Annotated in this window: 25 protein-coding genes and 1 tRNA gene; 14 read left to right on the forward strand and 12 right to left on the reverse strand. The window is 38.2% G+C overall.

The window, feature by feature from the left end:
- The first annotated feature begins 2 nt into the window (after positions 1-2).
- From CSEC_RS00835 to CSEC_RS00845, 3 genes are all read left to right on the forward strand, one after another.
- Positions 3-974: an RluA family pseudouridine synthase gene (locus CSEC_RS00835; RefSeq protein ID WP_053331661.1), complete on the forward strand. Its 972-nt coding sequence runs from the start codon at positions 3-5 to the stop codon at positions 972-974.
- Positions 975-993: 19 nt separating this feature from the next.
- Positions 994-1,434: a D-aminoacyl-tRNA deacylase gene (dtd, locus tag CSEC_RS00840; RefSeq protein ID WP_041016509.1), complete on the forward strand. Its 441-nt coding sequence runs from the start codon at positions 994-996 to the stop codon at positions 1,432-1,434.
- Between the two features lie 284 nt (positions 1,435-1,718).
- Positions 1,719-1,976 carry a KH domain-containing protein gene (locus tag CSEC_RS00845; protein WP_041016510.1) on the forward strand — a complete coding sequence of 86 codons (258 nt, stop codon included), beginning with the start codon at positions 1,719-1,721 and terminating at the stop codon, positions 1,974-1,976.
- A gap of 1 nt (position 1,977) precedes the next feature.
- Here CSEC_RS00845 and CSEC_RS00850 read toward each other — a convergent pair.
- A tRNA-Arg gene (locus CSEC_RS00850) sits at positions 1,978-2,050 on the reverse strand.
- 205 nt (positions 2,051-2,255) lie between these two features.
- On the opposite strand from CSEC_RS00850, the gene folK reads away from it, so the two are divergent.
- The 5 genes from folK to lptB all read left to right on the forward strand — a co-directional run bounded on the left by folK (position 2,256) and on the right by lptB (position 6,432).
- Positions 2,256-2,774 (forward strand): 2-amino-4-hydroxy-6-hydroxymethyldihydropteridine diphosphokinase, encoded by a 519-nt coding sequence (gene folK, locus CSEC_RS00855; RefSeq protein WP_041016511.1) that lies wholly within the window; start codon positions 2,256-2,258, stop codon positions 2,772-2,774.
- Positions 2,775-2,857: 83 nt separating this feature from the next.
- On the forward strand, positions 2,858-3,688 hold the full coding sequence (kdsA, locus tag CSEC_RS00860) for a 3-deoxy-8-phosphooctulonate synthase (protein ID WP_041016512.1): 831 nt from the start codon (positions 2,858-2,860) through the stop codon (positions 3,686-3,688).
- A 5-nt stretch (positions 3,689-3,693) separates the two neighbouring features.
- Positions 3,694-4,260 (forward strand): hypothetical protein, encoded by a 567-nt coding sequence (locus CSEC_RS00865; RefSeq protein ID WP_041016513.1) that lies wholly within the window; start codon positions 3,694-3,696, stop codon positions 4,258-4,260.
- Positions 4,253-5,680 (forward strand): hypothetical protein, encoded by a 1,428-nt coding sequence (locus CSEC_RS00870; protein ID WP_041016514.1) that lies wholly within the window; start codon positions 4,253-4,255, stop codon positions 5,678-5,680. The genes CSEC_RS00865 and CSEC_RS00870 overlap by 8 nt, the downstream gene beginning before the upstream one ends.
- 14 nt (positions 5,681-5,694) lie before the next feature.
- Positions 5,695-6,432: an LPS export ABC transporter ATP-binding protein gene (lptB, locus tag CSEC_RS00875; protein ID WP_041016515.1), complete on the forward strand. Its 738-nt coding sequence runs from the start codon at positions 5,695-5,697 to the stop codon at positions 6,430-6,432.
- Between the two features lie 199 nt (positions 6,433-6,631).
- Here lptB and ndk (CSEC_RS00880) read toward each other — a convergent pair whose 3' ends face one another.
- The 4 genes from ndk (CSEC_RS00880) to CSEC_RS13295 all read right to left on the reverse strand — a co-directional run bounded on the left by ndk (CSEC_RS00880) (position 6,632) and on the right by CSEC_RS13295 (position 10,352).
- Positions 6,632-7,108 carry a nucleoside-diphosphate kinase gene (ndk, locus tag CSEC_RS00880; RefSeq protein ID WP_053331683.1) on the reverse strand — a complete coding sequence of 159 codons (477 nt, stop codon included), beginning with the start codon at positions 7,106-7,108 and terminating at the stop codon, positions 6,632-6,634.
- Between the two features lie 135 nt (positions 7,109-7,243).
- Positions 7,244-7,804: an anthranilate synthase component II gene (locus tag CSEC_RS00885; protein ID WP_041016516.1), complete on the reverse strand. Its 561-nt coding sequence runs from the start codon at positions 7,802-7,804 to the stop codon at positions 7,244-7,246.
- A 28-nt stretch (positions 7,805-7,832) separates the two neighbouring features.
- Positions 7,833-8,258, reverse strand: a complete 426-nt coding sequence (gene ndk, locus CSEC_RS00890; protein WP_041016517.1) for a nucleoside-diphosphate kinase — start codon at positions 8,256-8,258, stop codon at positions 7,833-7,835.
- Positions 8,259-8,417: 159 nt separating this feature from the next.
- Positions 8,418-10,352: a coiled-coil domain-containing protein gene (locus CSEC_RS13295; protein ID WP_041016518.1), complete on the reverse strand. Its 1,935-nt coding sequence runs from the start codon at positions 10,350-10,352 to the stop codon at positions 8,418-8,420.
- A gap of 221 nt (positions 10,353-10,573) precedes the next feature.
- Between CSEC_RS13295 and pheT the strand changes: the two genes are divergently transcribed.
- Both pheT and CSEC_RS00905 read left to right on the forward strand, forming a co-directional pair.
- Positions 10,574-12,973, forward strand: coding sequence for a phenylalanine--tRNA ligase subunit beta (gene pheT / locus CSEC_RS00900; protein ID WP_041016519.1), 2,400 nt, complete (start codon positions 10,574-10,576; stop codon positions 12,971-12,973).
- A gap of 27 nt (positions 12,974-13,000) precedes the next feature.
- The gene (locus tag CSEC_RS00905) at positions 13,001-13,960 is read left to right on the forward strand and encodes a toxin-antitoxin system YwqK family antitoxin (RefSeq protein WP_041016520.1); all 960 of its coding nucleotides are present in this window, start codon (positions 13,001-13,003) and stop codon (positions 13,958-13,960) included.
- Between the two features lie 32 nt (positions 13,961-13,992).
- Here CSEC_RS00905 and CSEC_RS00910 read toward each other — a convergent pair whose 3' ends face one another.
- Complete coding sequence (locus CSEC_RS00910; protein WP_041016521.1) at positions 13,993-14,532, reverse strand: hypothetical protein; 540 nt, start codon at positions 14,530-14,532, stop codon at positions 13,993-13,995.
- A 120-nt stretch (positions 14,533-14,652) separates the two neighbouring features.
- Between CSEC_RS00910 and CSEC_RS00915 the strand changes: the two genes are divergently transcribed.
- The 3 genes from CSEC_RS00915 to CSEC_RS00925 all read left to right on the forward strand — a co-directional run bounded on the left by CSEC_RS00915 (position 14,653) and on the right by CSEC_RS00925 (position 16,169).
- Positions 14,653-14,832: a hypothetical protein gene (locus CSEC_RS00915; RefSeq protein WP_041016522.1), complete on the forward strand. Its 180-nt coding sequence runs from the start codon at positions 14,653-14,655 to the stop codon at positions 14,830-14,832.
- Positions 14,833-15,024: 192 nt separating this feature from the next.
- Complete coding sequence (locus tag CSEC_RS00920; RefSeq protein ID WP_041016523.1) at positions 15,025-15,210, forward strand: hypothetical protein; 186 nt, start codon at positions 15,025-15,027, stop codon at positions 15,208-15,210.
- Positions 15,211-15,344: 134 nt separating this feature from the next.
- A complete protein-coding gene (locus CSEC_RS00925) occupies positions 15,345-16,169 on the forward strand; it encodes a hypothetical protein (RefSeq protein WP_041016524.1) in 825 nt (274 codons plus the stop codon).
- On the opposite strand, the gene trhO is transcribed toward CSEC_RS00925, so the two are convergent.
- Positions 16,156-17,169, reverse strand: coding sequence for an oxygen-dependent tRNA uridine(34) hydroxylase TrhO (trhO, locus tag CSEC_RS00930; protein WP_079977920.1), 1,014 nt, complete (start codon positions 17,167-17,169; stop codon positions 16,156-16,158). The two genes, CSEC_RS00925 and trhO, sit on opposite strands and share 14 nt — an antisense overlap.
- A 199-nt stretch (positions 17,170-17,368) precedes the next feature.
- Positions 17,369-18,343, reverse strand: a complete 975-nt coding sequence (locus CSEC_RS00935) for an aldo/keto reductase (protein WP_041016525.1) — start codon at positions 18,341-18,343, stop codon at positions 17,369-17,371.
- 189 nt (positions 18,344-18,532) lie between these two features.
- Here CSEC_RS00935 and trxA point away from each other — a divergent pair, with 189 nt between their 5' ends.
- Positions 18,533-18,853, forward strand: coding sequence for a thioredoxin (gene trxA, locus CSEC_RS00940; protein ID WP_041016526.1), 321 nt, complete (start codon positions 18,533-18,535; stop codon positions 18,851-18,853).
- A gap of 427 nt (positions 18,854-19,280) precedes the next feature.
- Here trxA and CSEC_RS00945 read toward each other — a convergent pair whose 3' ends face one another.
- The 4 genes from CSEC_RS00945 to hisS form a co-directional block, all read right to left on the reverse strand.
- The gene (locus CSEC_RS00945) at positions 19,281-19,730 is read right to left on the reverse strand and encodes a tRNA (cytidine(34)-2'-O)-methyltransferase (protein WP_041016527.1); all 450 of its coding nucleotides are present in this window, start codon (positions 19,728-19,730) and stop codon (positions 19,281-19,283) included.
- Between the two features lie 67 nt (positions 19,731-19,797).
- The gene (locus CSEC_RS00950) at positions 19,798-20,601 is read right to left on the reverse strand and encodes an FKBP-type peptidyl-prolyl cis-trans isomerase (protein WP_041016528.1); all 804 of its coding nucleotides are present in this window, start codon (positions 20,599-20,601) and stop codon (positions 19,798-19,800) included.
- 128 nt (positions 20,602-20,729) lie between these two features.
- The gene (gene aspS / locus CSEC_RS00955; protein WP_041016529.1) at positions 20,730-22,490 is read right to left on the reverse strand and encodes an aspartate--tRNA ligase; all 1,761 of its coding nucleotides are present in this window, start codon (positions 22,488-22,490) and stop codon (positions 20,730-20,732) included.
- Between the two features lie 68 nt (positions 22,491-22,558).
- Positions 22,559-24,016: a histidine--tRNA ligase gene (hisS, locus tag CSEC_RS00960; protein WP_041016530.1), complete on the reverse strand. Its 1,458-nt coding sequence runs from the start codon at positions 24,014-24,016 to the stop codon at positions 22,559-22,561.
- Positions 24,017-24,105: the final 89 nt, after the last annotated feature.

Below are 24,105 nucleotides of genomic sequence, written 5' to 3' on the forward strand. Positions count from 1 at the left end.
CAATGTCACAAATTTCAAATGAGTCTTTTAGCGAAGATGATGAAGAAGAGGAAGAGATTTTTATCATCTCTAAGGAAAACGCCAATATTAGGCTAGATAGAGTCCTTCATGACCATTATAAAGATCTTCACTCTAGAACCTACTTTCAGTACCTCTTTCAAAATCAATGCATACAAGTTAACGGGAAGGCTGTTAAGAAACAATTTAAACCCAAAGTTCAAGATCGTGTTTCAATCACTTTCCTATCTCTTGAGCCAAGTGATTTAATTCCTGAAAATATTCCTTTGAAAATCATTTATGAAGACAAGGATATTCTTGTTTTAGATAAACCTAGGGGAATGGTTGTTCATCCAGCCCCGGGTAATTGGACAGGAACTCTTGTAAATGCGATTTTATATCACGTCACAGGCATGCAAGAGGCTTTTAAAGATGAAGAGAAAAGACCAGGTATTGTCCACCGGCTTGATAAGGATACTTCAGGGGTCATTATTGCAGCCAAAAATCTTGCAGCGCACAAAAAATTGATTCATTCTTTTTCCGAGCGGAAAGTTTTTAAAGAGTATTTAGGGGTCTGTATTGGGAATCCGGGAAGAGGAATAGTCAATGAACCTATTGGCCGGGATCCCAAAAATCGAAAGCAAATGTGCGTTGCAAAAACAGGCGGCAAAGAAGCGATCACAGAATTTGAAACTTTAAAAACAGACGGAAAATTCAGTTTGGTTCGCTTTGTTATAAAAACAGGAAGAACACATCAAATAAGAGTTCACATGCAGCATAGAAAGACCCCTCTTTTAGGAGACACGGTTTATGGAGATCTAAAGCTGAATAAAAAATTGGGCATCGAAGGACAGCTTTTACATGCCTCCAAGCTATCTTTAATCCATCCGAGTTCTTTAAAACCATTAACTTTCACTGCCGCAATTCCGGATGATATTGAAAAAATGGCACATAGGATTTTAGAAAAAAATAATTAGAAGAAGAAGATAAGTTTAAATGAAAGTTTTAGTTCAACGAGTTCTTGAAGCTTCTGTCATTGTAGATAATAAAATTGTCTCAAAAATAGATAGAGGCCTTCTTTTATTTTTGGGCATTCGTAAGGAAGATCGAATTGAAACGACTAAGTGGCTTGCTGAAAAGGTAAGCCATTTAAGAATTTTTTCAGATGAAAATGGAAAGATGAATCGCTCCTTAAAAGAAGTAAATGGAAAAGCTTTGGTGGTCAGTCAATTTACGTTATATGGTAATTGTCTAAATGGAAGAAGGCCAGACTTTATTCAAGCTATGGGAGGACCTCTTGCTAAAGGGATCTATGAACAATTTTTATTAGAATTAAGGAAAAAAGAGATCCCTACAGAAGCTGGGCTTTTTGGTGCGGATATGAAAATTTTTCTTATTAATGATGGCCCCGTTACTTTATTAATTGAAAAAGATTAATATAGTTAAGTAAAATTAAAATATTAAATTTATGTTAAGAGATTAATTTTAAAACAGCGGTTATTTTTTTAAATGCATAATTAATTTAAAAGTAAATGCTTAAGGAAGTTTCTTCTTTTTGTTAAAAATTAATATTTATTTCGATGGAAATTTTAATGTTGATAGATTAGCCTTAATTTAGGGATCTTACTCTACCTATAGGCATTCGAGTAGAAGAAAGTAACCCTTAAAAGGGTGCTTTTCAATTGCACTGGAGAAGTAATATTCAACAGAGGATCGAGGAAATGAAAGAATTTGTGGCTTATATTGTCAAAAACCTGGTTGACCACCCCGATAAGGTAAAAATCAATGAAATTGGTGGCACTCAAACCCTAATTATCGAGCTTTCCGTGGAAAAATCCGATATTGGTAAAATCATCGGTAAGAAGGGAAAGACGATTAACGCCATTCGAACACTTTTGATGTCTGTGGCTTCTAGAAACGGGATTAGAGTAAATCTTGAAATATTAGAAGATGAAGAAGGCGAAGTTCATCAAGAGTAATTGGACTGAGTAGGATTCGAACCTACGACCACCCGCTTAGAAGGCGGGTGCTCTATCCACTGAGCTATCAGTCCATAAAGAATGAAAATCTTAACCTTTTGCTTCAAAATTTTCAAGCAGTTATTTTTCTATTTTTATCATCCCCCTTCATAAGTTTAAACCTTTCTCTTTTGCAAAATTAAAGGATAAACCGTATTATTTTTGCTCTTAGAAGGTTAAGTATTTCTGAAAAATTATCACACTTTTTTTTAAAATTCCAAAAGGCCTTTTCTTTTATCTATGGCAGCACAAGACGTTTATTTAGGTTTAGGCGGCAATATCGGTGATACAAAAGAAATTTTTAGATCTGTTGTAAACACCCTTAAAGGTTTTTCAGATTGCGAGTGGGTTGGGATTTCAAAACTATATAGAACAAGCCCCGTCAGCTCAATTCCGCAACCTCATTTTTTAAATGCAGCCTGCCACTTAAGAACAACTTCTAATTTAGAATTTTTTTTTGAAAGAATTGAAAGCCTTGAAAAAGCCCATGGTAAAATTGATAAAACAAAAGATGAGCCTCGGACGATAGATATTGATCTTTTATTTTTCGGAAAAGAGGTGCGAATGGATCAAAAGCTTTCTCTTCCCCATCCAAGATGGAGTGAAAGGCTTTTTGTTTTAATCCCTCTTTTTGATTTAACTCCTGTTATTCATTTCCCTCTAAATGACCTAAAGTTTGATGAAATTAATCTTTTGGAAAAGATCAGAACATTTGATAATAAGCAAAATGAGTGCGTCCTTTTTGATAGTTTTTTATAAAAAATTATAGATACTCCCTATTCGAAAGCGAGTGTGATCTGATATAAATAAGCCATTTGATAAGCATAAGGAATAGACAAAGAATGAAAAATGTAGCTATAGCTGATTTTGAAATTGGGGAAAATAAGCCATTAGCTTTTATGGTCGGGCCTTGCGTAATAGAAGATGAAAGGGAAACCATGAAAGCAGCTGAGTTTTTAAGCTCTTTTTTTAAAGCCAAAAAAATTCCTTTCATATTCAAATCAAGCTTTGATAAAGCTAATCGATCTTCTATCCATTCCTTTAGAGGGCCCGGGTTAAAGAAAGGTCTTGAGATTCTAAAAAAGGTGAAAGAAACCTTTCATGTTCCCGTTGTAACAGATATTCACGAAAGTTCTCAAGCAAGTCCTGCGGGCGAGGTATGCGATCTCTTGCAAATTCCGGCTTTTCTTTGCAGACAAACCGACTTACTTGTTGCGGCAGCACAAACCGGTAAACCGGTCAGTGTCAAAAAAGGACAGTTTATGTCGCCTATGGAGATGGGCAATGTGGTTGAAAAATTAAGGGAAAGCGGTGCCAGTGAAATTATTTTGGTTGATAGGGGAGCCTCTTTTGGCTATCAAAATTTAGTAAGCGATATGCGCTCTTTTACCATTATGAAAAGGTTCGGTGTGCCTGTTTGTTTTGATGCCACGCACTCAGTGCAATTGCCGGGCGGTGAAGGCACGAAATCCGGGGGTCAGAGAGAATTCATTCCTGTCCTTGCAAAAGCCGCTGTTGCCGCAGGCGCTAATTGTCTTTTTATTGAAGCGCACCCAAATCCAAAGCAGGCTAAAAGCGATAGTGCCACACAACTATCTTTCGATGAGCTAGAGGAGCTTGTAGAGGATCTTATAGCCATCCACGCAGCCATTAATAGGAAAAAAAAGAGTTAATCTTTATGTCCGAGAGAAAATGGGGTTTCCTTTTTTTTTTATTATTTACAGGGGTTTTGGGATTTACAGCCTACAAGTTAAATCCCAAAGAAAGGCATTTAAATAGGATGGAGACTCTTTTAAGAAGCGATTCAAATGATTCTTATGAGAAAGAGGCTGTGAAGCATCTTAGAATTGGTGTTAAAAAAGAGATTTTTTATCCTAATCGAACAAGGAACATTGAGATGAGCGCCAATTTTTCAGAACTTTTATTTAAAAAAGAAAAGAAAGATTATGTATTAGTGGAAGAGTTTGACAATTTTTGCTGCCTGGAGAATAAAAATAAACAGCCTCTTTTAGAAATGACAAAAATTCTTTCTAAAAGAGCGACTTATAATTTTCAATCTGATCTTCTTAAAGCTGAAAAGGCTTGGTTTTTTAATAAAAAGAAAAATCTTTTAAATGCCGAATTCTCTGGATTGCAAATGAAAGCTGAGATCCTGGAAGGAAATTTAAGGAAAGGGTTCCAGTCCTTAAATGCTAAAGAGGTGTCCGGTTTAAAGATGAATGATGAAAGTCAAATGAATGAATAATTGGCAACTTAAGTTATTTTGTATTTTTGCCGCGTTTACTTTAAATGCGCTTGAATTTTCTTCCCTTCCTTTTGAATTTTCATCAGAAATGATCGAGTTTTCAAACAACAACTTGCATCTTAAAAAAAATGTTCTTTTAAAAAATAAAGACTTTAAGCTTCTTTCAGATGAGGCTCGAATCCAATTCATAAAAAAAAATGATAAAGAGATTGGTTTTTCAACAGTCTCTCTTACAGGAGGGGTCGAGGCTTATTTTAAAAATGGAGGAAAATTTAACTCTTCCACAGCTTTACTTGATCAAAATAAACTCATAGCTCAAGCTTTAGTCGATGGCTTTGAAAAAGTATCGTTCTCACACCCTTTTGCCATAAGAAATAAGAAAGGGCTTCTTAATATCTCAAGCTTTAAAATGGAAGCTCTTCTTCTTCCTGAAATGGAAGGTCAGAAAACCCCTCTTCAAACAATTTATGGTAAAGGGGAAGTCGTTTTTAGCATTGACAACTGGCTTAGGATGACAGGTGATGATTTTCAATACACTCCAATGGCAACAAAAGATTCTAATTGTTTCGGACAAGCTTACTTTGAAATTTCCTCTTTTAAAAACAAAATCTCTTTCATTTATGAAAAAAGCCTTCTAGTCTATGGCAAAAAAGCAATTTATGATCCTTCTATTGGAAAATTACTCGTTTATCAACCGGAAGGTTCTTTTTTACTATTCACTAAAGAGGGTGAGCATAACTTCTTTTTTGAAGCCGATGAGTTGACATACGATTTTGCAAGCGGTACCCTTGAGCTTATGGGCCAAATCGCTTTAGAGTCTTTAAATTTCGGAAAAATTAATGTGCTTGGAGAATTAACTGTAAGTCTTGATAAAGACCCTAAAAAATTCAAAATGATTCATGCGGAAGGAGAGATCAAATATTGCTTCGGAGAAAGCCTCTTAAACCTAAATGGGGTGGCCGCATTTGACCCTATCTTAAAAAAATTCAGCCTGGAGAAAAAGGGAAAAGAGCAGATTCATTACCTACGAGAGGATGCAGACTTTTATGCCGATCATGCTTTTATTTCTTTTAAAAAAGATTCATTAAAATTCATTCCTGAAAAATGCTCTCTTATCGGCGATGTAAAAGGAGTTCACAAAGCCGCATCCAAAAATGAAAGGGATTTTAAGCCCATCCAATATGTCGTGGCCTCTGTGATTGAAATGGATTTTTTAAATAACAAAATGGAGATGAGGGCTGAAAAGCCATCGAGGGTGCTTTTTTATGATAAAATTAACAAAATGCAAGTAAGCGCTGATGGCCTAAAGCTATCTATGGATATCAACCGAACTTTTCAATTTGCTAAGGGAATTGGTGATGTCCGTTTTCGGTTTGTTGAAACAGAGCTAAATGAAATGAAAAAGAAATTTAATTATTAATTAAGGAGAAGAGAATGGAGGAGGCTTCGCTTATTCGTTTTGAAGCAAGAGACCTGATTAAGCTATACGGGGGAAAAAAGGTAGTCGACGGGCTTTCTTTGTCTGTTGGAAAGAGCGAAATTGTAGGCCTTCTCGGTCCGAATGGAGCCGGCAAAACAACTGCTTTTTACATGGTTATGGGCCTTATTAGACCGGATAGCGGCAAAGTAATATTCGATAATAAAGAAATCACAAGGCTTCCCATTCATAAAAGGTCTAAAATGGGCATGGGGTATTTAGCGCAAGAACCTTCCATATTTAGAAGCTTAACCGTAGAAGAAAATATTCTTTGCATCCTGCAAAACTTAAAAATGAAATCTAAAGAGAGAAAGCAAAAACTAGAAGAGCTTCTCGCTGAGCTTCATTTAGAAAAATTGGCTAAGAAAAAAGCGGCTACTTTATCCGGCGGTGAAAGAAGAAGGCTTGAAATTACAAGAGCGCTTGCGACAAACCCAACTTTTCTGCTTTTAGATGAGCCCTTTGCTAATGTCGACCCGATTTCTGTTCAAGAAGTAAAGGAGTTAATCAGACTTCTTTCAGCAAAAGGCATAAGTATTTTAATTACAGATCATAACGCTCGCGAAATTTTTTCAATAGTTCATCGAAGCTATATTGTGAGAGAAGGAAAAGTTCTGCTTTCCGGAACCCCCCAAGATTTGATGGAAAGTGAAACCGCAAGAAAGCATTATCTAGGAGAAAGCTTTTGTCTTTAAAAGATCTCAATCTTAACCGATGAGACCGGATGAGACTTCTTTCGAAACTCCATTCAATTCTTAAAACAACTGTTATTGGCATCTTTCCTAAATTTTTTCACGCATAGGTTATCCTACGCTTTAAAAATTTATCAAAAAAATTGCTCAAAACCTGTCCAGTCGTCTAATCAAAGCGGGTTTCGAAAGAAATCTATTTTTTTTAGAAGCGCTCTTGCAACTCGCTTGGTTCGAAGAAAAATAGCAGTTCGGTTTCAGCATTTTCAACACTATCAGATCCATGAACCGCATTTCGAGTAACACTTTCAGCGAAATCACGCCTGATCGTTCCCGGTTGGGATTTAGAAGGGTCTGTTGCGCCCATGATGGTTCTATTTTTAGCAACCGCATTATCGCCTTCTAAAGCGATTGCAATCACAGGCCCTGAGCTCATAAAAGCGACTAGGTCTTTATAGAAAGGCTTTCCTTCATGAACCTTATAAAACTCTTCCGCTTCTTTCGGTGTCAGTTTTTTCATTTTTATGGCAGAAACTCTAAGGCCTGAATTTTCAAGCTTAGCTAAAATTTGCCCCGCCACATTTCGGCTTACAGCGTCCGGCTTAATGATTGATAGAGTGATTTCTTTATTTTTTGCGATCGATTTTTTTTCCGTTTCTTTACTGCATGCGGCTGTAAGCATAACAAGAGAGAGGCTTAAGGCTATTGAAAGAGCTCGAATCATAGAGTGAATCCTTATTTTTTTAGGGTTAAAATCATGAGAAACTTGGAGTATGGCAAAAAAAGTTCAAATAAAGAAAGAAATTTTAAGAAAAGTTTATTTTTTCAACCTTAAAAAGTTTGAAAGAAGAGGAAAGCTTTGCTCTGTTAGGATCGACTCCGGATGGAACTGAACTCCTTCAAAATCGTAATCTTTTGCTCTGAGGCCCATAATAACTCCGTCTTCTGTCCAGGCGGTGATTTCAAGGGAATTTGGTATCGTTGTCTTATCTACCATTAAGGAATGGTAGCGAATAGCTTTAAAGCCATTAGGCAAGTTTTTAAAAATGCCCTTTCCTTCATGAAATATTTTTGAGAATTTTCCATGCATGGGAGCTCTAGCCCGAACCACTTTCCCCCCGAATAATAAATTTAAAGCTTGCATGCCTAAACAAACTCCAAAAAGAGGAACTTTACCAAGAAAAGCTTGCATGACCTCAAGCATAAATGAAGCATCTTTTGGATGACCGGGTCCTGGGCTGAAAACAACCCAGGAAGGAGATGCATTTAAACAATCTGAAACTTTAGCCGTGTGCGCTTTTACCATTTGGACCTCGCACCCTAAAATTTCAAAATAATGAATAAGATTGAAGGTGAACGAGTCTAAGTTGTCCACCATAAGAAGCGTTCCTTTAAACACTGGAGAACTATCTAGTCCGCTCGCAAATTTCGTTGCCGCTAAAGAAAAATTCAATTTCTTTTTTGGCGTTTTCTAAACTATCGGAACCGTGAACGGCATTTTCATCGATAGTTTTTGCAAAATCAGCGCGGATGGTTCCTTTTTCAGCTTTAGACGGATCGGTTGCACCCATAAGATCTCGGTTTACTTGTACAGCGTTATTGCCTTCTAAAACCATGACAAAAACAGGGCCTGTAGTCATAAAGCTTACTAAATCCTTAAAAAAAGGACGCGCTTTATGAACTTCATAAAATTTTTCAGCTTGGCTTTTTGAAAGATGCATCATTTTTGCAGAGATAACCTTCAGCCCGTTTTTTTCAAAACGTTGAATAATGTCTCCGATATGATTTTTTCCAACGGCATCCGGCTTAATAATGGATAAAGTTCTTTCCATGATTTCTAGTCTCCTAATCAATTTCGTGAGTTTTTAAAAACTTGGGCGTAAGCATAGCTTATAAGAAAAAAAAATAAAACTCTGATTTCAAGGAAAAGGGGAAAGAAAAAAGCCATGGAGGGTTTATCCATGGCTTAAAATTAAAATTTTTCAAAAAGATTAGACTGTCTTAGCTGAATTGTCTTCATTTTTAGCGTTAGGTTCGGCAGTTTGAGCAGCTTTTGCTTCTGCGGACTCAATTTTCCTTCTTGCCGCAAGCCCCTCAAAGGAGCTAAAAAGCGCCTTTGGTGTAGGATTTTGTATAATTTGGCTTCGTCTTTTAGCCGACGCCATTTGAGCAATATCTCCTGCGCTTGCTGTCGGGGGAGCAACCTTCTTCTCTGGTTCATCCTTTTTCCCCTCTAGAGCGTTAATAGCTCTTCTTTTTGAGGCAATATTTTTTTCAAGAGCTTTGAGTTCTTTTTCAACTTCTTCTTTTTCTTTTTGAATGGTGTTTCTTGAATTTTCTAAATCGATTTTGGCCTGCTCTGCTTTTTTAAATCTTTTTCCAAGCTTTTCAACGGTTATATTTAAAGCGTTAAAATTTAGTTTAATTGATCTTGTAACGGCTTTTTCTTCTTTCGGATCTCTTTTTAATAACTCTTGAGGCGCTGTAATGGTTTCTTTAAGCAAATCCTCAATAATTTTTTCTTCTTTTTGATATTCTGTTTCAAGTTTGATGATAGTAGACTCAAGGTTTTCTACTTCCTTCGAAGCATCCTCTAAAAGTTTAGATGCAATCTCACGCTTTAGCTCAGTCTCTTCACCGGCAAGAAGAACCTTAACAGATTCTTCTTGCTGTTCTTGAAGAAGATTTTTTAAATAGTCAAACCCTTGGTTGCAAATATCAAGCTCATTTTTCATAAACTCAATTTTTTCTTTTTTAACGAGCAATAAACGTCCGCCTGATTCTCTCTTTGTATAATTGCTGTCTGTCGCAATCAATGTGCTATAAAGGGTAAATCTTGGAGAAACTTCCTCGCGGAACTTTTTTTGCAACTCTGTTAACTCTTTCTTAAGCTTGGAAATTTTTCCGTTTTTCTCTTCAACTTCAAGGGTCCAGGCATCAATTTCTTTTTGGTAGCCTTCCTTTTTTTGCTTCAATTGCTCTGCGCGTTTTTTTGCAAGCTCTGCGCTATCAATTGTTGCGGCTTTGTTTGGAATTCCAGGAGCTCTCGGCGCATTAGGAGCCGGTGGGGCGCCAGGAGCCGGAGGCGGAGGCGGAGGTGGCGCATCAGGAGCCGGAGGCGGCGTTGGAGCTGCTGGCGGCGTCGGCGCAGGAGGAGGTGTTAAGCTCGATTCTTGGTCTGCTGAAGATTTTAAAGCAGCTTTAGCTCTAAAGGTTCGAACAGCACCAATAAGGGATTTTTTTACAGGCTTTACGGGTTCTCTTTCCTCTTTTTTTATCGCCTTAGTAAAAGTTATGCGAGTTTTTTTGGTGGTTTCATTTTTGACTTCTTTAGCAGGAAATCTTGAAGTGACATTCCTTCTTGTAAAACTCCGTCCTAAAGATTTTGACTTAAATCCTGGGAATCGTTTTTTTGATAGAGGCGCTGCCGCAGTCGTTATTTTTTCCATGGTGGAAAGAAGTTCTTTCGCAGCAGTTGTTTGACGAAGGTAATTTTTATTTTCAAATTCGGTAATGAGGTTTGGAAGAGCTACTTCAGAAACTTCTTTGATTAAAGTCTTAAGCGCCTTTCCTTCTTCTGTATCAGCCTCGCTCTCAAGCTCTTTTTGAGATTTTATAAGGAGATCGTTTAAACCTTTTAATACGACATCATTGTTGCTTGTGAAGCCGAATAGATAGCGGAATGGAGAGCAAAAAATAATTTTAATAACAAGGACAAACCAATTGGAGTAGGTCTGCTTTTCAAAACATCCCTTCTTTTGATTATAAAAAAGATAGCCCTGATCTTTAGTGGAAACGATTTTCCAGTTCTTTTTAATGTTTTCAAGGGCTTCTGAAGGTGCCGGGGCTGAAGGAGGTGTTACAAGAGATCCGCTGTCTCTGCTTGTTGATAACGGCGTCCTTGCCGTTGTATCTACTGATGACATACTTTCTGCCTTATTAATTAATTAAATAAAGTAGAAATAGTAAGATTGTTAAAATAACATTAAATTAAGTAAATTTAAATTTTGCATTAAGATGTTTTAAATTAAAAATTTAATTTTAGATGTTTCCTGAAGAAGAAAAGCCTTTTTCTCTGTTGTTAGATTTCTCTTATTCGAGTATTCTCTTTCTTTCCTATAATATTTAAAAAGACTCTTTGGTTTTTATGAAAATTCCCTTCAGCTGGTTGAAAGATTTTATTGATTTGGACCTTTCCCCTCAAGATATAGCAAAACATCTAACGATGGCAGGTCTTGAAGTTGAGGCTATAGAAACTCACGATCCCTCCTTTGATGGAGTAGTCGTCGGGTATGTCGAAGAGGTGGTTCCCCACCCAAATGCCGACAAACTAAGAATTGCGACCGTTTCAAACGGCAAAGAAAGCGTGCAGGTTGTTTGCGGTGCGCCTAACTGTCGAAAAGGAATGAAGACTGCTTTTGCAGAGATTGGAGCGAGCATTCTTCTTGATAACGATGAGAAATTAAAAATAAAAAAAACCAAAATTCGAGGCGTTGAGTCTAATGGAATGTTAGCTTCCGGAAAGGAGCTTAGAATTTCAGACGATACCGATGGTATTTTAGATCTTTCAGACGAATTTAAAGTAGGCGAAGATTTAAAAAAACATTTTACAGAAGTGGTTTTTGAAATTGCTCTAACCCCAAATCTAAACTATGCTTCTTCTGTTTTCGGGGTGGCAAGAGAACTCTCATCCATTTTAGGCATTCCCTTAAAAAAGGTGCCTTTAAAATTTCCTGTGGAGGAAACTAATGTTTCCGAGGAAGCTAAAGTCATTGTTGAAGCTAAAAAAAATGCTCCCAGGTACATGGGACGACTTGTCAAAGACGTTAAGTTAGGAGCATCTCCCGTTTGGATGCAAAATCGGCTTTCAAAAGCAGGCTTTAGACCTATCAATAACGTCGTTGACATCACAAACTATGTTCTTTTTGAAAGAGGTCACCCTCTTCATGCGTTTGATTTTGATAAAATAAGCGATAAGACCCTTTATGTTAGAGAAGCAAAAGAAAATGAGAGCCTTATAACTCTAGATGGCAAGGAGCGTAAGTTAACAGGAGAAGATGTTGTCATAGCGGACTCAAATAAAGTTCTTGCGATTGCCGGGGTTATGGGAGCTAATAATTCCGAAGTAGGGGAGAGCACCACTTCAGTTTTTCTTGAAGCCGCTTACTTTGATCCGGTTGCTGTAAGAAAAACAAGTAAAAGGCAAGGTCTATTAACCGAGGCCTCAAGAAGATTTGAAAGAGGAGCTGACCCAAATGCGTTGGAAGAGGCTCTTGACAGGGCTTGCTTTTTGCTAAATAGTCTTGCAGGCGGAAAAGTCTTGAAAGAAACCCTCGATATCTCCCACAAAGATTTCGCTCCGAAAATTATTCGCTGCGGCATCCCGAGAGTTAATGAAATCTTAGGCCTGCAATTAAGCTTAAGCGAAGTTGAGACTTTATTGCGGCGCTTAAATTTTGTGACCAAAGCAGAGGGAGAAGCGCTTTTAGTGCAAGTTCCAACCTATAGGTCCGATATTTCCCAAGAAATTGATCTTATAGAGGAAGTCGCGAGGCTTTACGGGTATGAAAATATTCGAGTGAGCGCTTCCATGCCTAAATGGAGAGGGTCTTTAAAAGAAAATGCTATCGGTTTTGATTTTGAGAGATTGATCCGAAAAATTCTCTTGTCGCAAGGGCTTCAAGAATTTTTAACCTGTGATCTGATAGGCCCTAAACTTAAAGAGATTGCTGAAGAGGCGTTGATGCCCTCTGAGGTTGAGGTGTCGGTATTGAATCCTACCTCGATAGAACAATCGATTTTAAGGACCTCTTTAATGCCTGGGCTTTTACAAGTTGTAAAGTTCAACTATGATAGACAAATATTTGATATAGATGGCTTCGAGGTTGGCAGAATTCACTTTAAGGATGGGGCAAGCTTTCGTGAAGAGAGCATGGCAGCGATAGTCCTTATGGGGAAAGAGCGTCCCGTTGAATGGGAAGAAAAGCCGGTTTCAGTAAATTTTTATGATTTAAAAGGCGTTATTGAAAATCTGTTTGACACCCTTGGGATAAAAGACGCTAAATTTCAAAACCAAAAATTGAAACCCTTTCATGATGGCAGACAAGCTTCGGTTTTTGTCGGGGAGTTAAAAGTCGGGGCCCTTGGGGAAGTTCACCCTTCGATTTTAAGAAAATTGAATGTTTCCGAACCCATCTATTTCGCAGAATTCAATTTAGCAGATCTTTACCGGGTATCTAATTTGGTTCCTAAAATTAAAGAAATCCCTCTTTACCCTACTTCAGAAAGAGATTGGACCTTGACTTTAAATGATGATGTGCCTTTCGATTACATTCTGCATTTGATTACGAGTGTTCCGTCCACTCTCTTAGAAAGCTGTCAATTGGTAAACGTATGGAAAGGTTCAAAACTAGGTGCCGGTTTAAAGAATTTGACGTTTAGGTTTGTTTATCGGGACCGTAATAAAACACTTTCACAAGAGGAAGTGGATAAGGAACATACAAGAATTTGCGATGCTGTCCGTACAGGACTTGTTAAGAAAAATTAGATAATTGAAGTTGATAGTGGGGAAAAAATGAAAGCGAAACTCATATTTATTGGGTGCATGGCAAGCCTTGTCTTAACAGGCTGTGGCACAAAAAAAGCCTATCAAGAGAGACATTACGTTTTAGGTGAAACCTATGTTCATAAGTATGGAATGGAGGTACAGCCGGAAGAGTGGATGACAAGAGGGCAAAGCGGCCAGGTCATCTCGGAGATGGATAATGGTGTCACTGTGACTAAATGCTATTCAGATGGTATTTTGAATGGGGAAACGAGCTATACTTACCCCCATAGCGATCGCATTCAAAAAGTTGAGGTGTACAACATGGGAAATCTTTCCAAGGTTATCCTTCATGATCCAAATGGCCATCCTATGTTTGAAACCCAATATTTAGGCAATGACAATTCGCTTGTCACCCATTGGTATGAAGGCGGATCGCCAAGATCCCAAGAACAATACCATGGCGACAGTTTAACATCCGGCACTTATTATACACCGGATCGAAAAGTTGAATCTCAGTTTGATGGCGGCGCAGGCCTTCGAATTTTACGTAATGAAAGCGGCGAGCTCCTTTGCCATGAAAATGTGATGGGCGGTATGACAACAAAGCGCACTCTATATTATCAAAATGGCGCTCCAAAGGAAGTTATCCCTATATCCAATGGCAAGATCAACGGCATTAAAAAAACTTACCTTTCCCAGGGCGAGCCAAGCACTATTGAACAGTGGGCAAGCAATGCTCAGCATGGTGTGACAACTGTGTTTAGGGCCGGTGAAAAGTATGCGGAAGTGCCTTACTACAATGGAAAAAAGCATGGCATTGAAAGAAGATTTCGCGATGGCAATATGGTGGTTGAAGAAATAACTTGGGAAAATGACTTAATGCATGGTCCTTACAATACTTATTTAAACGGTACTGTAAAAACCGAATGGTTTTTTTATGGGCAGCGGGTCACTAAAGCTTCCTTTGATATTCAAGCAAGAAGTTAAGCTATAAGCCTTATAAGGGGAATAACTTCCTCTTATAAGGTTTTCTCTTCTACAGGATAATTTTCAAAATTCCAAACTTCTTTCACAACATTTTGAAATTCTTCCGTTTCTAAGTTAAGGTCGTATTCTTTAAGTAAAATAGGTTTTTTTTGGGTATCTTCTAGTAGAACACCATTAAAAGTGTCTCCTAAATTTTTATAAAAAAGCTTTTGTCTGCATAGTAGAATCTGAGTGGGGTAATAGCATTCTGTCAAACGACAGACCCCCTCAACAAAATGAGACACTTCAAAAAGAATCGTGCGATCCTCCTGATCTTTGATAAGAGAGTGCACCTTTCCATCTTCTTCTTTAATAAATTCCTTTTGCCAGGCGATCTGGGCCTCCGGCTTCAATTTTCTAAAGTCAAAAAGGTTGGAGTCGTAGATAAGGGAAGAAAATTTACCCTGGGTAAAATATTCTATTGAAATCCTTTTACGGTAAGGGTCCTTGACTATATTAAATCCAAGAAGCGGGTCTTTTGTTCCGATTCCATAAGGCTGCCCGTCTTTCCAGTAGTAATCTAAAAAATACATTATGGTCCTATATGTTTTTAAATCTCTTAAGGTTAATACACTAAGATTATTATTGTGACACCCCTAAAAGTGGCACAGAACTTGCTTCATTCTAGACAAAGGCAAAAAAGGGGGTCAACTATGAAACCCAAATCCATAAAAGAATTAAAACAGACGATTGCGAAGCTTGAATTTCAAAATGATCAGCTTTTAGCAGAGTTAAATTATCTTAATCGCCTCCTGAGATCTATTGGATTTCCGGAAGGGCTAAATTCGGTTAAAAAAACGGCTGAGGAGCTGCTTTCTCAAGATAAAAATTAGGCAAATCTTAATCTCTAGCATGTAGATAGGTCCATTTTCTGGATTAATGATTTTTAGTATCAAGGGTTTAGATGAGATTAATTAAAAATTCAAGATTCCTTTATTCAGCGTTAACATTCAAGCCTTTTACTAGAGGCATAAACAAAACGGAAAATCTATTGATGGCCTTGAATACGTCAGTAGGAGGTAAGGATGACCAAAGCACAACTTAAAAGAAAAATTGCCCTTTTAGAGTCTATAAACGATCACCTTCAAACAGAGGTGAGTTACATGGATGAGCTAATGAAGATGGTGGGCTTTCAGCACGGACTTGAAACTGTAAAAGCGGCAGCCGGGGAAATTATTCGTCAGAAACTTACTGAGGCCAACGATATTTAAGTAATAATAATACGTAGTAAAGTTATATCATAATAATAAATAATAGCAAAAGCAAGCTCTGGTAATTATCAGAGCTTGCTTTTTTTTCTCTTATTTTCAATACTTTTGTAGTTGAATAAATAAAGTGTGAAACAATGACTCGATTAAACCTCTTGTCTCAAAAGACAACTTGGGAAGATTTTGAACGCAGTTGGGATGAGAGGGAAAAGGAAGCGGAAAAAGAGCTGCCTCTTAAAAAGCTAAAAGTTTTGCCCGACATGGTCGGGATCACTAAAGAAACAGCGAAAAATTTAAAGTGGAAAAGCCTCTTATGGATGATAAGAAAAGACCGAGGCTTTCGTATCTTGCGCCACTTCTTAAAGCATCCTTTCAAGTATGGCAAACAGTTCCTTAAATCATGGAGAAGCGGGAAACCTTTTAAGCGGGAAGGGGATTATTTTCTTTACGGATTAAATTCTCTTTCAGATTTTGAGTCTTTGCTTTTAGATAAAGAAGCTCTTTTTGTCGTGGGCTTTTCCTACTGCCATAAACCTTTTGAATGTCCCTCCGGTCGATTTTCGGCCGGTTGCATAAGAGATACTACTCATAATGTTTGCAAGCAATGTTTTATCGGCAAGACCATCCATGGGCTTGCAAAAGAAAATAGCCATCCGGTTTTGATTCCAACGGTTCATCATATCGGCAATGAATTATTTGATCTTTTGCATGAGAAGCCTGATCGTAAGATTGTATTTTTAATCACAGCTTGCGAGATGACTCTTGAAATGTTTGGAGACTATGGCAACATGATCGGCATCCAGGGAATTGGAGTCAGACTTGGCGGCCGAATCTGCAATACCCTGCAAGCTTTTAAGCTTTCAGAGGAGGGGGTAAAACCCGGGCTCACTGTTGTTTTGGATGCAACAAAAGAAAAAATGCTTCATTGGGTCCGAAAAAGAAGCGAAGCTATGAGTGGTTAACAGGATTCTTTTTTGCCTTTCGTTTGTTTTTGCCTTGACCGTGCGGATTTTTCTTAAAGCCGAAGTACTCGTAACTTTTCTTAAAAGGTTTGTGAGGGTTTTGCTCGTGATAAGGTCTTAGTTTTTCTCCTTCGCCGCACTTTTGAGAGCAGCACCCTTTAAGCTGATCCAAGCAAGTTGGGCAGCTAATATAAAGAAGGTTGCATTCCATATTGGCGCAGTTATAATAGCTTTCAGCTTGATGATTGCACTTGTGGCAGCGGCCGCAAGTTTCTGTTTCTGATTCTTCCGCAATAGGAACGGTCATGCGATCATCAAACACAAATAACTTGCCTTTCCAATGAGCATTTCCTTCTTCAAGTCCGTAGTTAATGATGCCCCCGTCTAACTGGAAGACATCATCAAACCCTTTTTCCTTTAAAATGGCAGAGTAAAGCTCGCAACGAATGCCCCCTGTGCAATACATCATGACCTTCGGCTTATCAGGATGTTCTTTTTCAATTTTTTCAGCATAAGCATTAAAATCTCTAAAAGTGACGCAAGGAGGCCTTTCTGCTCCCTCAAAGTGTCCAATATCCCATTCATAATCGTTTCTTACATCAAGAAGAAGCACATCTTTTTCATTTTCGAGCATTTCACGAAATTGTTTTGGAGCGATGTGGACTCCGGCTTTTGAAAAATCAACCGGGGTATCTAACGCCACGAGTTGACTTTTTAATTTCACAATTTTTTTAGGAAAAACGTGTTCATGCCAGTAATGGATTTTAAAAACGAGATCTTCAAAAGGGGGCCTGCTCTTAAGCCAGGCCATATAGGCCTCTGCATCTTCTTTTGAAGCGCTCATTTGGCCGTTTAGCCCATCTTTTGAGAGGTAAAGACGGCATTGGATATCGCGGTTCTCAATAAAATTTTTATGCAGGAGGACTTCTTCCTCAGGGTTTTGAAGAGGAGCAATCCTATAGAAAGCTAGAACGTAATAACATTTATCTTGAGAGGACATGGCTTGCCGTGATTTTTAATTTTAAAACAAGTTAGTATAAACAATTTACGCCTCGAGATCAAGCTTCAAAGATTTAAAATTTCTAAAAAAATTATTAGGCTTTTGTATAAGAACTTTCATTTTTGTTTAATCTATATAGTCTTATTCAAAGTAGAGGAGTAATTGAAAAATATTGGAATCCGGCTTATCAAAAATAGACTTAATTTAAGCGCTCTTCCGATCGATCAGTGGCCAAAGGAGGCTCTTTTGAAAGAGAGGATATTTCTTTTCGAAGCTCCGCTGTCATTGGAATCTCTAAACATTTTAAACAGTCTTTAAGCTGCTCTTGATTTCTTGCTCCTAAAAGAGGGGAGGTCACAGCTTTATTGGAAGCTACCCAAGCAAGGGCAAGGCTTGCCGGCGAGTACCCATATTTTTTGGCAAGTGAGACAAAACTCTCTGTAATTGCCATCGCTTCTTCATTTTGGTACCTTCCTTGATACATTTTTCGAGATTCAAGACGAGTGCCTTTAATCTCTTTTGAAGACGAGTATTTGCCGGTCAGCATGCCGCCTGCTAGAGGGTTGTAGGGGATGACTGCTAAATTTTCAGAGAGGGCTAAAGGAAAAAGTTCAACCTCCGCTTGTCTTTTAATTAGATTATACATGGGTTGGATCACTTGAAATGAAGCTAACTGATGTAGAGCTGAGAGGCCAAGAGCCTTCATAATTTGCCATGCTGAAAAATTGCTCACCCCTAGGTAAAGAACTTTGCCTTGCTGAACAAGATCACTCATGGCCCTTAATGATTCTTCAAGAGGCGTGCTTTCATCAAACTTATGCATGAAGTAGATGTCGATATAATCTGTTTTTAGCCTGCTTAAACTATCGTGGATCGCTTGAAAGATATGTTTTCTTGAGAGTCCTTTGGAATTTACTTCATCTTTTGTTGGAAAATAGGCTTTTGAGGTTAAAATAATTTCGTCTCTTTCCTTTTGAATAAGCCTGCCTAAGATTTCCTCAGCTTTTCCTTCGTTATAAACATTGGCGCAGTCAAAAAGATTAATACCTGCTTCACGGGCAAGGAGATAGAGCTCGCCGGATGTTTTTTCGTCGGATTCTCCGCCAAAAGTCATCGTCCCAAAAGATAGAGCTGAGACTTTAATTCCTGTTTTGCCAAAAGTTTTATATTCCATGCCGTTGATCTCTATTTTGCAGAACTTGTTTATTATGAAAGACTAGCCTCTAAAAGCGGTTCGATAGGAATTTATTCGAGCAACTGATATAATGCAAGAAAATGGAAAATTGAAAACCTTATGGGACAAATAGTCTTTTACGAGGTTAAAGAATTAGAAATTAAGTTTGCTGAATAAGGAGTTTTTTAAATGGCAAATGAAATAAAACATGTAAACGATGAGAATTTTGATTCAGAAGTCAAACAGGGTGTTGTATTAGTTGATTTCTATGCTGATTGGTGTGGTCCCTGCAGGATGATTGCTCCTATCATTGAAAAACTAGCCGCTAAGTTTCAAGGAAAGGCTTCAGTTGTGAAATTAGACATTGAAGCTGCCCAATCCACGACTGCCCGCTATAACGTAACCTCTATCCCAACCTTAATCCTTTTTGTGAACGGGGAAGAAAAAGAACGTATTGTAGGCGTTAGAGACGAAAATACACTCGATCAACTTTTACAAAAGTCCCTCTAACTTTTTCATAAAACTTAACTTACTTCTTAAGGTAAGTTAAGTTATTTTTTTTATTTCAAGTTGTAAAATATTCAGCCACCTTTCATGAATATTAAAAGGTGCGTCAGATGAAATATTTATTTCCAATTTCTTTATTAAAAAAAAAATCCCTAGAGAAACTGCGAAAAAATCACAATTCTTACGTCTCATGCTTTTCAAGCTAAAGCCAATCGTTCTGTTAGCGTTGAAAAGAAAAAATTATGCGCCAAGCTAATTTCAAACAGCTTCACAAAAAACGGCTCTCTCTTCGATGCTGAAATAAAAGCAAATATCATTGATGCATTGAGCGAGATTCCTGATTTTAAAGCAGGTCATATCGAAGAAGCTCCAAAGAAAGTCTTCGGATAAACTCATTTCAAAACACTTGGGGGAAGCTCACAAGCGTTTTTTAAAAACCTTTAAAGTTCATTTGCCTTAACGCTTCAAAAAGAGCAATTCCAACAGTTGTGGCTAGATTAAGGCATCTTTTTCCGGGTTTCATCGGCACTTTTAAGAATCTTTCAGGGTACTTTTCATGAAAATGATCCGGAAGACCCTTTGACTCCGATCCGAAAATAAGAAGATCGCCTTCTTCATATTCGACTTCATGATAGAACTTAGAGGCTTTACTCGAAAAAAAATAAAAAGAGTTTTGATTTACAAGGTAGTCTTCAAGATTCGGAATGATTTCAACATTCACCCCTTCAAAGTAGTCCATGCCGGCTCTTTTTAGTTGCCTATTGGATAGGCTAAAGCCTAAGGGTTCAACCAGAACCAAAGGGGTTTCTGTAACAGAACAAGTTCTTATAACATTACCTGTGTTCTGGGGTATTTCAGGATTAAATAAAACAATTTTCATAGAATAAGGAAAGAGGGGGGATAAAAAGCCCGGAAAGCCTCATGCTTTCCGGTTCTAGCGTTAAACTTTATTGATTGTAGAAGTCATCTTCGTCATCATAATCATCATCTGTGTCATCCTCTTGCGTTGTCGCATCTTTATTGGAATCAGGATTAGAAGCTTTGACTACTTCAACATCAAAAATTAAAAGAGCGTTTGGAGGCAAGTTTCCAAGCATTCCGTAGCCTAATTCAGGGTGTACGAAAAGCCTTCTTTTCTCGCCTTCTTTCATTCCGACAAGGCCCTTGCTAAAACCTGGGATCGTTTGATCTAGTGGAATCGTAATTGGGCCTCCAACTTCTTCAGAAGATCCAAATACCGTGCCATCGATATATTTGCCGGTGTAGTGAATTAAGGGTGAGGCATGGGCTTGTACTTCATCACCACGTCCCTCTGAGAGGATCATGTACTGGAGCTTGCCGGGCTCAATTTCCTTAACATTTTTTTCTCTCGAGTTTTTGTTTAAGAAAACAACCGCTGCCGCCATATTCTCTTTTGCAAGGGCTGCGTATGCTTTTTCCTGGAGTTTATTCATGGCTGATTCATATTCTTGATCAGACATAGGAGCCGGTTTTCCTTGATAGCCATCGCGTATGCCTGCAATGACCCCTTCAACATCGAAGGAAATTCCTGGGGACTTTAAGTTTCTACCGATAAAATGCCCAAATGCTTGAGATAGCTTTTTTAAATCGAGGTCCTGGTTATCTTGTTCGGCTGATAAGTGTTGTAGCTTATCATTTGAGGTTTCCGAAGAAGGTGTGAAGCTTGCAAATAAAGCACTCACACAAGCAGATAAAATAAAGGATCTCTTAAGACAATGACGCTTATTCATAAAAAAAATGGCCTCCTCGGGTCATTTAAAAATCTTTTTGAGCGCTTCTAAAGCGAATCTTTCTGTATAGTTGAAATTTCCAAAGTAAGTGTCCAACTTAAGATAAATACGCTAATTTGTCTATGAAATTAATTTTCGATAGAAAGCTTAAGTTCATTTAGCTGTCGTTTACCGACATTTGACGGACAATCCAACATAAGGTCTGCTGATTTTTGTGTTTTAGGGAACGCTATCACATCCCTTATAGAATCCGTTTTACAAATGATCATCATCAATCGATCAAGCCCAAATGCCATTCCAAGGTGAGGAGGAGCCCCGTAACTTAAAGCATCTAAAAAGAATCCAAAACGAGATTTCTGTTCTTTTTCTGAAATGCCGAGCAGCTTAAATATTTTGCTTTGTAGCTCTAAATTATGAATCCTTTTTGAGCCGCCTCCGATTTCATAGCCGTTTAAAACCATGTCATAGCCGGATGAGCGAACTGAGGATGGGTCCGTATCAAGAAGAGGTAAATCTTCATCGATGGGAGAAGTAAAAGGGTGGTGGACGCTTGTCAGCCGACCTTCTTCTTCGCTCCACTCAAAAAGAGGAAAGTCTGTGACCCAAAGGAATTCAAGACGTTCTTCATCAATTAAATTTCTATCGGAAGCAATCTTTCTTCTTAAGTGGTCAAGGGCTTGATTGGTTTTCGATTTTTCATCAGCAATCATGAAAATTAAATCATTTTCTTCAATATTTGCTCTTTCAATAAGATCTTTTTGAACGCTTTCAGGAAAGAATTTTACAATGTTTGAAGTTAATTTTCCTTCTTGGAACTTCATCCATGCAAGGCCTTTAATCCCTAAATGTCCGACAAAAGAAGTGTAATCATCGATAGATTTTCTTGATAAATCGCTTCCTCCTTTAATTACAATTGCTTTTACAATCCCTTCATTATTTAAAGCATCTAAAAATACTGAAAAGGCAGATTCTTTTACAATATCAGAAATTTCAACAAGCGCCATCTCAAACCTTAAATCGGGCTTATCAGTACCGTAGCGGTCCATAGCTTCTTTATGAGACATTCTTTTAAAGGGAAGCGTTATTTTTACATCTCTTTGGTTTTCAAATAAGGCCTTGATCATGTTTTCCATAATGGACATCAACACGTCTTCTGTTTCAAAGCTCATCTCAACATCAATTTGAGTAAACTCAGGCTGTCTATCGGCCCTTAAATCCTCATCTCTAAAGCATTGGGCGATTTGAAAATAGCGGTCCATGCCCGCTACCATAAAAAGCTGCTTAAATAGTTGAGGGGATTGAGGAAGGGCAAAAAATGAACCCGGATAGATTCTTGATGGGACAAGATAGTCCCGTGCTCCTTCAGGGGTTGATTTGCCAAGGATCGGGGTTGTCAATTCAAGAAAGCCCTGGTCGTGTAAAAAATTTCGTATGAGGTGCATCGCTTGATGGCGTTTAACAAGATTTTCTTGGATTTTGCCTCTTCGAATATCCAAAAATCTATATTTTAACCTTAGCTCTTCGTTGGTATCTATTTCTTCATCGCAGATAGAAAATGGGGGCGTTTTGGCTTTAGAAAGAATATGAAGGGCGGAAACGGCCACTTCAATTTCGCCAGTTAATAGTTTCGGGTTGATCATCCCTTCTTTTCTTTTTTTAACCACCCCTTTAATACTAATGACCCATTCAGACCTTAGATCTTTCGCTTCATCAATCAGCTCAGGGTCAAGGACTAGTTGCGTCACACCGAAACGATCGCGCAGATCAATAAATATTAATCCCCCATGATCCCGTCTTCTATCGACCCAACCGGACAAAGTGACTTCTCTATCTTGATCTTTTTCCCTTAATGCATCCAAGCGATGCGTACGGCGGAAATCAAATGGCATAAGATTCCTTATAATATTTGGGAGACTGGAATCGTTCTATCGAGAATCCATTCTCGTTTTTCATTTTGTTATTCTTTTTTTTGTTTGAGTAATTCCGAAATGAAAGAAACCGCATTTTGTAATTGTCCGCTGAGTTCTTTAGTTTTGGAAATCGCTTGAGAGATATGTTTTATAAAGAAATCGACTTCCCGATCATTTCTGAATGGCTTAAATAGTTCAGAGTAAGAAAGAGCTAAGTTTTCCTTTTTCTCTTCGATGCTTAAAATTCTTTCAAGGCTTGAGAAAGGAATTGGAAAGGATTCGCCTGTTTCCATATCCTTTAAAAAAAGCTCTTCATTTTTTAATTCATTCTCGCCAATGACAGCGACGTACTTGGCTCTTGCATCATTGGCTTCTTGCATGACTTTTTGAAGCTTTCGTTTAGAATAATCTAAACTGACCGAGATGCCTTTAGAACGTAGATCATGGACGAGGGTAAAGGCTTTTTTTGCAGCTTCATCCCCAAGAGGGATCACAAATAAGGTAGGAGCCGGGTTAGTTGGCAAAAGAGTCATTTGCTTTAACATGGTTTGAATAATCCGCTCGATACCTGTTCCAAAACCAAAGGCCGGTAAATCCACCCCGCCAAGCTGTTTGATAAGCCCGTCATATCTTCCCCCGCCAACCAAACTATTTTGGGATCCAAGTTCAGTTGAAACGATTTCAAACACTGTGTAGTTATAATAATCCAAGCCTCGAACCAGGGTCGGGGTTACTTCATAAGGGATTGAAAGGGTTTCTAAAAGGCTTTTCACTTGTTCAAAGTGAGTCTTCGCTTTTTCTGAAATTGAGTCGAGAATGGAAGGGGCGTTTTTTATGATCTCCTGATCTTCTTCGGCTTTCGAGTCTAGAATTCTTAAAGGGTTTGTCTCAAGCCTTCTCTTGCTATCTTCTGAAAGAAGCTCTTTTTTGGAAGAAAGGTAATCAACAAGTTGTTCCTTAAATTTTTTTCTTGATTCCGGATCCCCTAAAGAATTTAACCGAACAAGAAGGTTTGTGAGGCCAAGTCTTTTATATAGAGTGTAAATAAGATCGATGACTTCAACATCTTGCTCAGGGGATGCGTTTCCTATGGCTTCAACCCCGAATTGATGGTGCTGTCTAAACCTCCCGGCTTGCGCTCTTTCGTAACGAAACATGGGGGCGATATAGAAGAATTTGTGTTGGGAACCTTTGGTGTCAAGACGGTGCTCGATAAAGGCTCTCATGGCAGGAGCTGTGCCTTCAGGTCTTAAAGTTAGGGATCTTCCGCCTTTATCTTCAAATGTGTACATTTCCTTGGAAACAATGTCTGTTCCTTCGCCAACACTTCTTTGAAACAATTCTGTTTTTTCAAAAAGCGGTGTTCTTATTTCTTTAAAGCCATAGTCACTCGCTGTTTTACGGATGACAGACTCTACGTAATTCCAAAGATATGAACTTTTCCAGGGTTCTTCATCGTCAACAGGCAGGATATCAAAAACACCGGGGGGGCTTTTATAGGACATAAAACTCTTTTCATCCGCTATAGTTAAAGTTAAGAAAGTAAAATATCAGGGCGCAAGAACCCAATATATTAACTTAAACCAAAATATCG

Origin of the sequence: Criblamydia sequanensis CRIB-18, assembly GCF_000750955.1 — a bacterium.
Classification (GTDB): domain Bacteria; phylum Chlamydiota; class Chlamydiia; order Chlamydiales; family Criblamydiaceae; genus Criblamydia; species Criblamydia sequanensis.

What these genes read in the sequence shown, in the direction of transcription:
- CSEC_RS00835 (WP_053331661.1), top strand. Translation starts at nt 3, where the DNA reads ATGTCACAAATTTCAAATGAGTCTTTTAGCGAAGATGATGAAGAAGAG.
- CSEC_RS00885 (WP_041016516.1), bottom strand. Translation starts at nt 7,804, where the DNA reads ATGGTGGACAACTTAGACTCGTTCACCTTCAATCTTATTCATTATTTT.
- CSEC_RS00905 (WP_041016520.1), top strand. Translation starts at nt 13,001, where the DNA reads ATGAAAGCGAAACTCATATTTATTGGGTGCATGGCAAGCCTTGTCTTA.
- CSEC_RS00950 (WP_041016528.1), bottom strand. Translation starts at nt 20,601, where the DNA reads ATGAATAAGCGTCATTGTCTTAAGAGATCCTTTATTTTATCTGCTTGT.
- trxA (WP_041016526.1), top strand. Translation starts at nt 18,533, where the DNA reads ATGGCAAATGAAATAAAACATGTAAACGATGAGAATTTTGATTCAGAA.
- ndk (WP_053331683.1), bottom strand. Translation starts at nt 7,108, where the DNA reads ATGCTTACAGCCGCATGCAGTAAAGAAACGGAAAAAAAATCGATCGCA.
- dtd (WP_041016509.1), top strand. Translation starts at nt 994, where the DNA reads ATGAAAGTTTTAGTTCAACGAGTTCTTGAAGCTTCTGTCATTGTAGAT.
- folK (WP_041016511.1), top strand. Translation starts at nt 2,256, where the DNA reads ATGGCAGCACAAGACGTTTATTTAGGTTTAGGCGGCAATATCGGTGAT.
- kdsA (WP_041016512.1), top strand. Translation starts at nt 2,858, where the DNA reads ATGAAAAATGTAGCTATAGCTGATTTTGAAATTGGGGAAAATAAGCCA.
- aspS (WP_041016529.1), bottom strand. Translation starts at nt 22,490, where the DNA reads ATGCCATTTGATTTCCGCCGTACGCATCGCTTGGATGCATTAAGGGAA.
- CSEC_RS00935 (WP_041016525.1), bottom strand. Translation starts at nt 18,343, where the DNA reads ATGGAATATAAAACTTTTGGCAAAACAGGAATTAAAGTCTCAGCTCTA.
- CSEC_RS00920 (WP_041016523.1), top strand. Translation starts at nt 15,025, where the DNA reads ATGACCAAAGCACAACTTAAAAGAAAAATTGCCCTTTTAGAGTCTATA.
- CSEC_RS00945 (WP_041016527.1), bottom strand. Translation starts at nt 19,730, where the DNA reads ATGAAAATTGTTTTATTTAATCCTGAAATACCCCAGAACACAGGTAAT.
- CSEC_RS00910 (WP_041016521.1), bottom strand. Translation starts at nt 14,532, where the DNA reads ATGTATTTTTTAGATTACTACTGGAAAGACGGGCAGCCTTATGGAATC.
- pheT (WP_041016519.1), top strand. Translation starts at nt 10,574, where the DNA reads ATGAAAATTCCCTTCAGCTGGTTGAAAGATTTTATTGATTTGGACCTT.
- lptB (WP_041016515.1), top strand. Translation starts at nt 5,695, where the DNA reads ATGGAGGAGGCTTCGCTTATTCGTTTTGAAGCAAGAGACCTGATTAAG.
- hisS (WP_041016530.1), bottom strand. Translation starts at nt 24,016, where the DNA reads ATGTCCTATAAAAGCCCCCCCGGTGTTTTTGATATCCTGCCTGTTGAC.
- CSEC_RS00915 (WP_041016522.1), top strand. Translation starts at nt 14,653, where the DNA reads ATGAAACCCAAATCCATAAAAGAATTAAAACAGACGATTGCGAAGCTT.
- CSEC_RS00925 (WP_041016524.1), top strand. Translation starts at nt 15,345, where the DNA reads ATGACTCGATTAAACCTCTTGTCTCAAAAGACAACTTGGGAAGATTTT.
- CSEC_RS00865 (WP_041016513.1), top strand. Translation starts at nt 3,694, where the DNA reads ATGTCCGAGAGAAAATGGGGTTTCCTTTTTTTTTTATTATTTACAGGG.
- ndk (WP_041016517.1), bottom strand. Translation starts at nt 8,258, where the DNA reads ATGGAAAGAACTTTATCCATTATTAAGCCGGATGCCGTTGGAAAAAAT.
- CSEC_RS00870 (WP_041016514.1), top strand. Translation starts at nt 4,253, where the DNA reads ATGAATAATTGGCAACTTAAGTTATTTTGTATTTTTGCCGCGTTTACT.
- CSEC_RS13295 (WP_041016518.1), bottom strand. Translation starts at nt 10,352, where the DNA reads ATGTCATCAGTAGATACAACGGCAAGGACGCCGTTATCAACAAGCAGA.
- trhO (WP_079977920.1), bottom strand. Translation starts at nt 17,169, where the DNA reads ATGTCCTCTCAAGATAAATGTTATTACGTTCTAGCTTTCTATAGGATT.
- CSEC_RS00845 (WP_041016510.1), top strand. Translation starts at nt 1,719, where the DNA reads ATGAAAGAATTTGTGGCTTATATTGTCAAAAACCTGGTTGACCACCCC.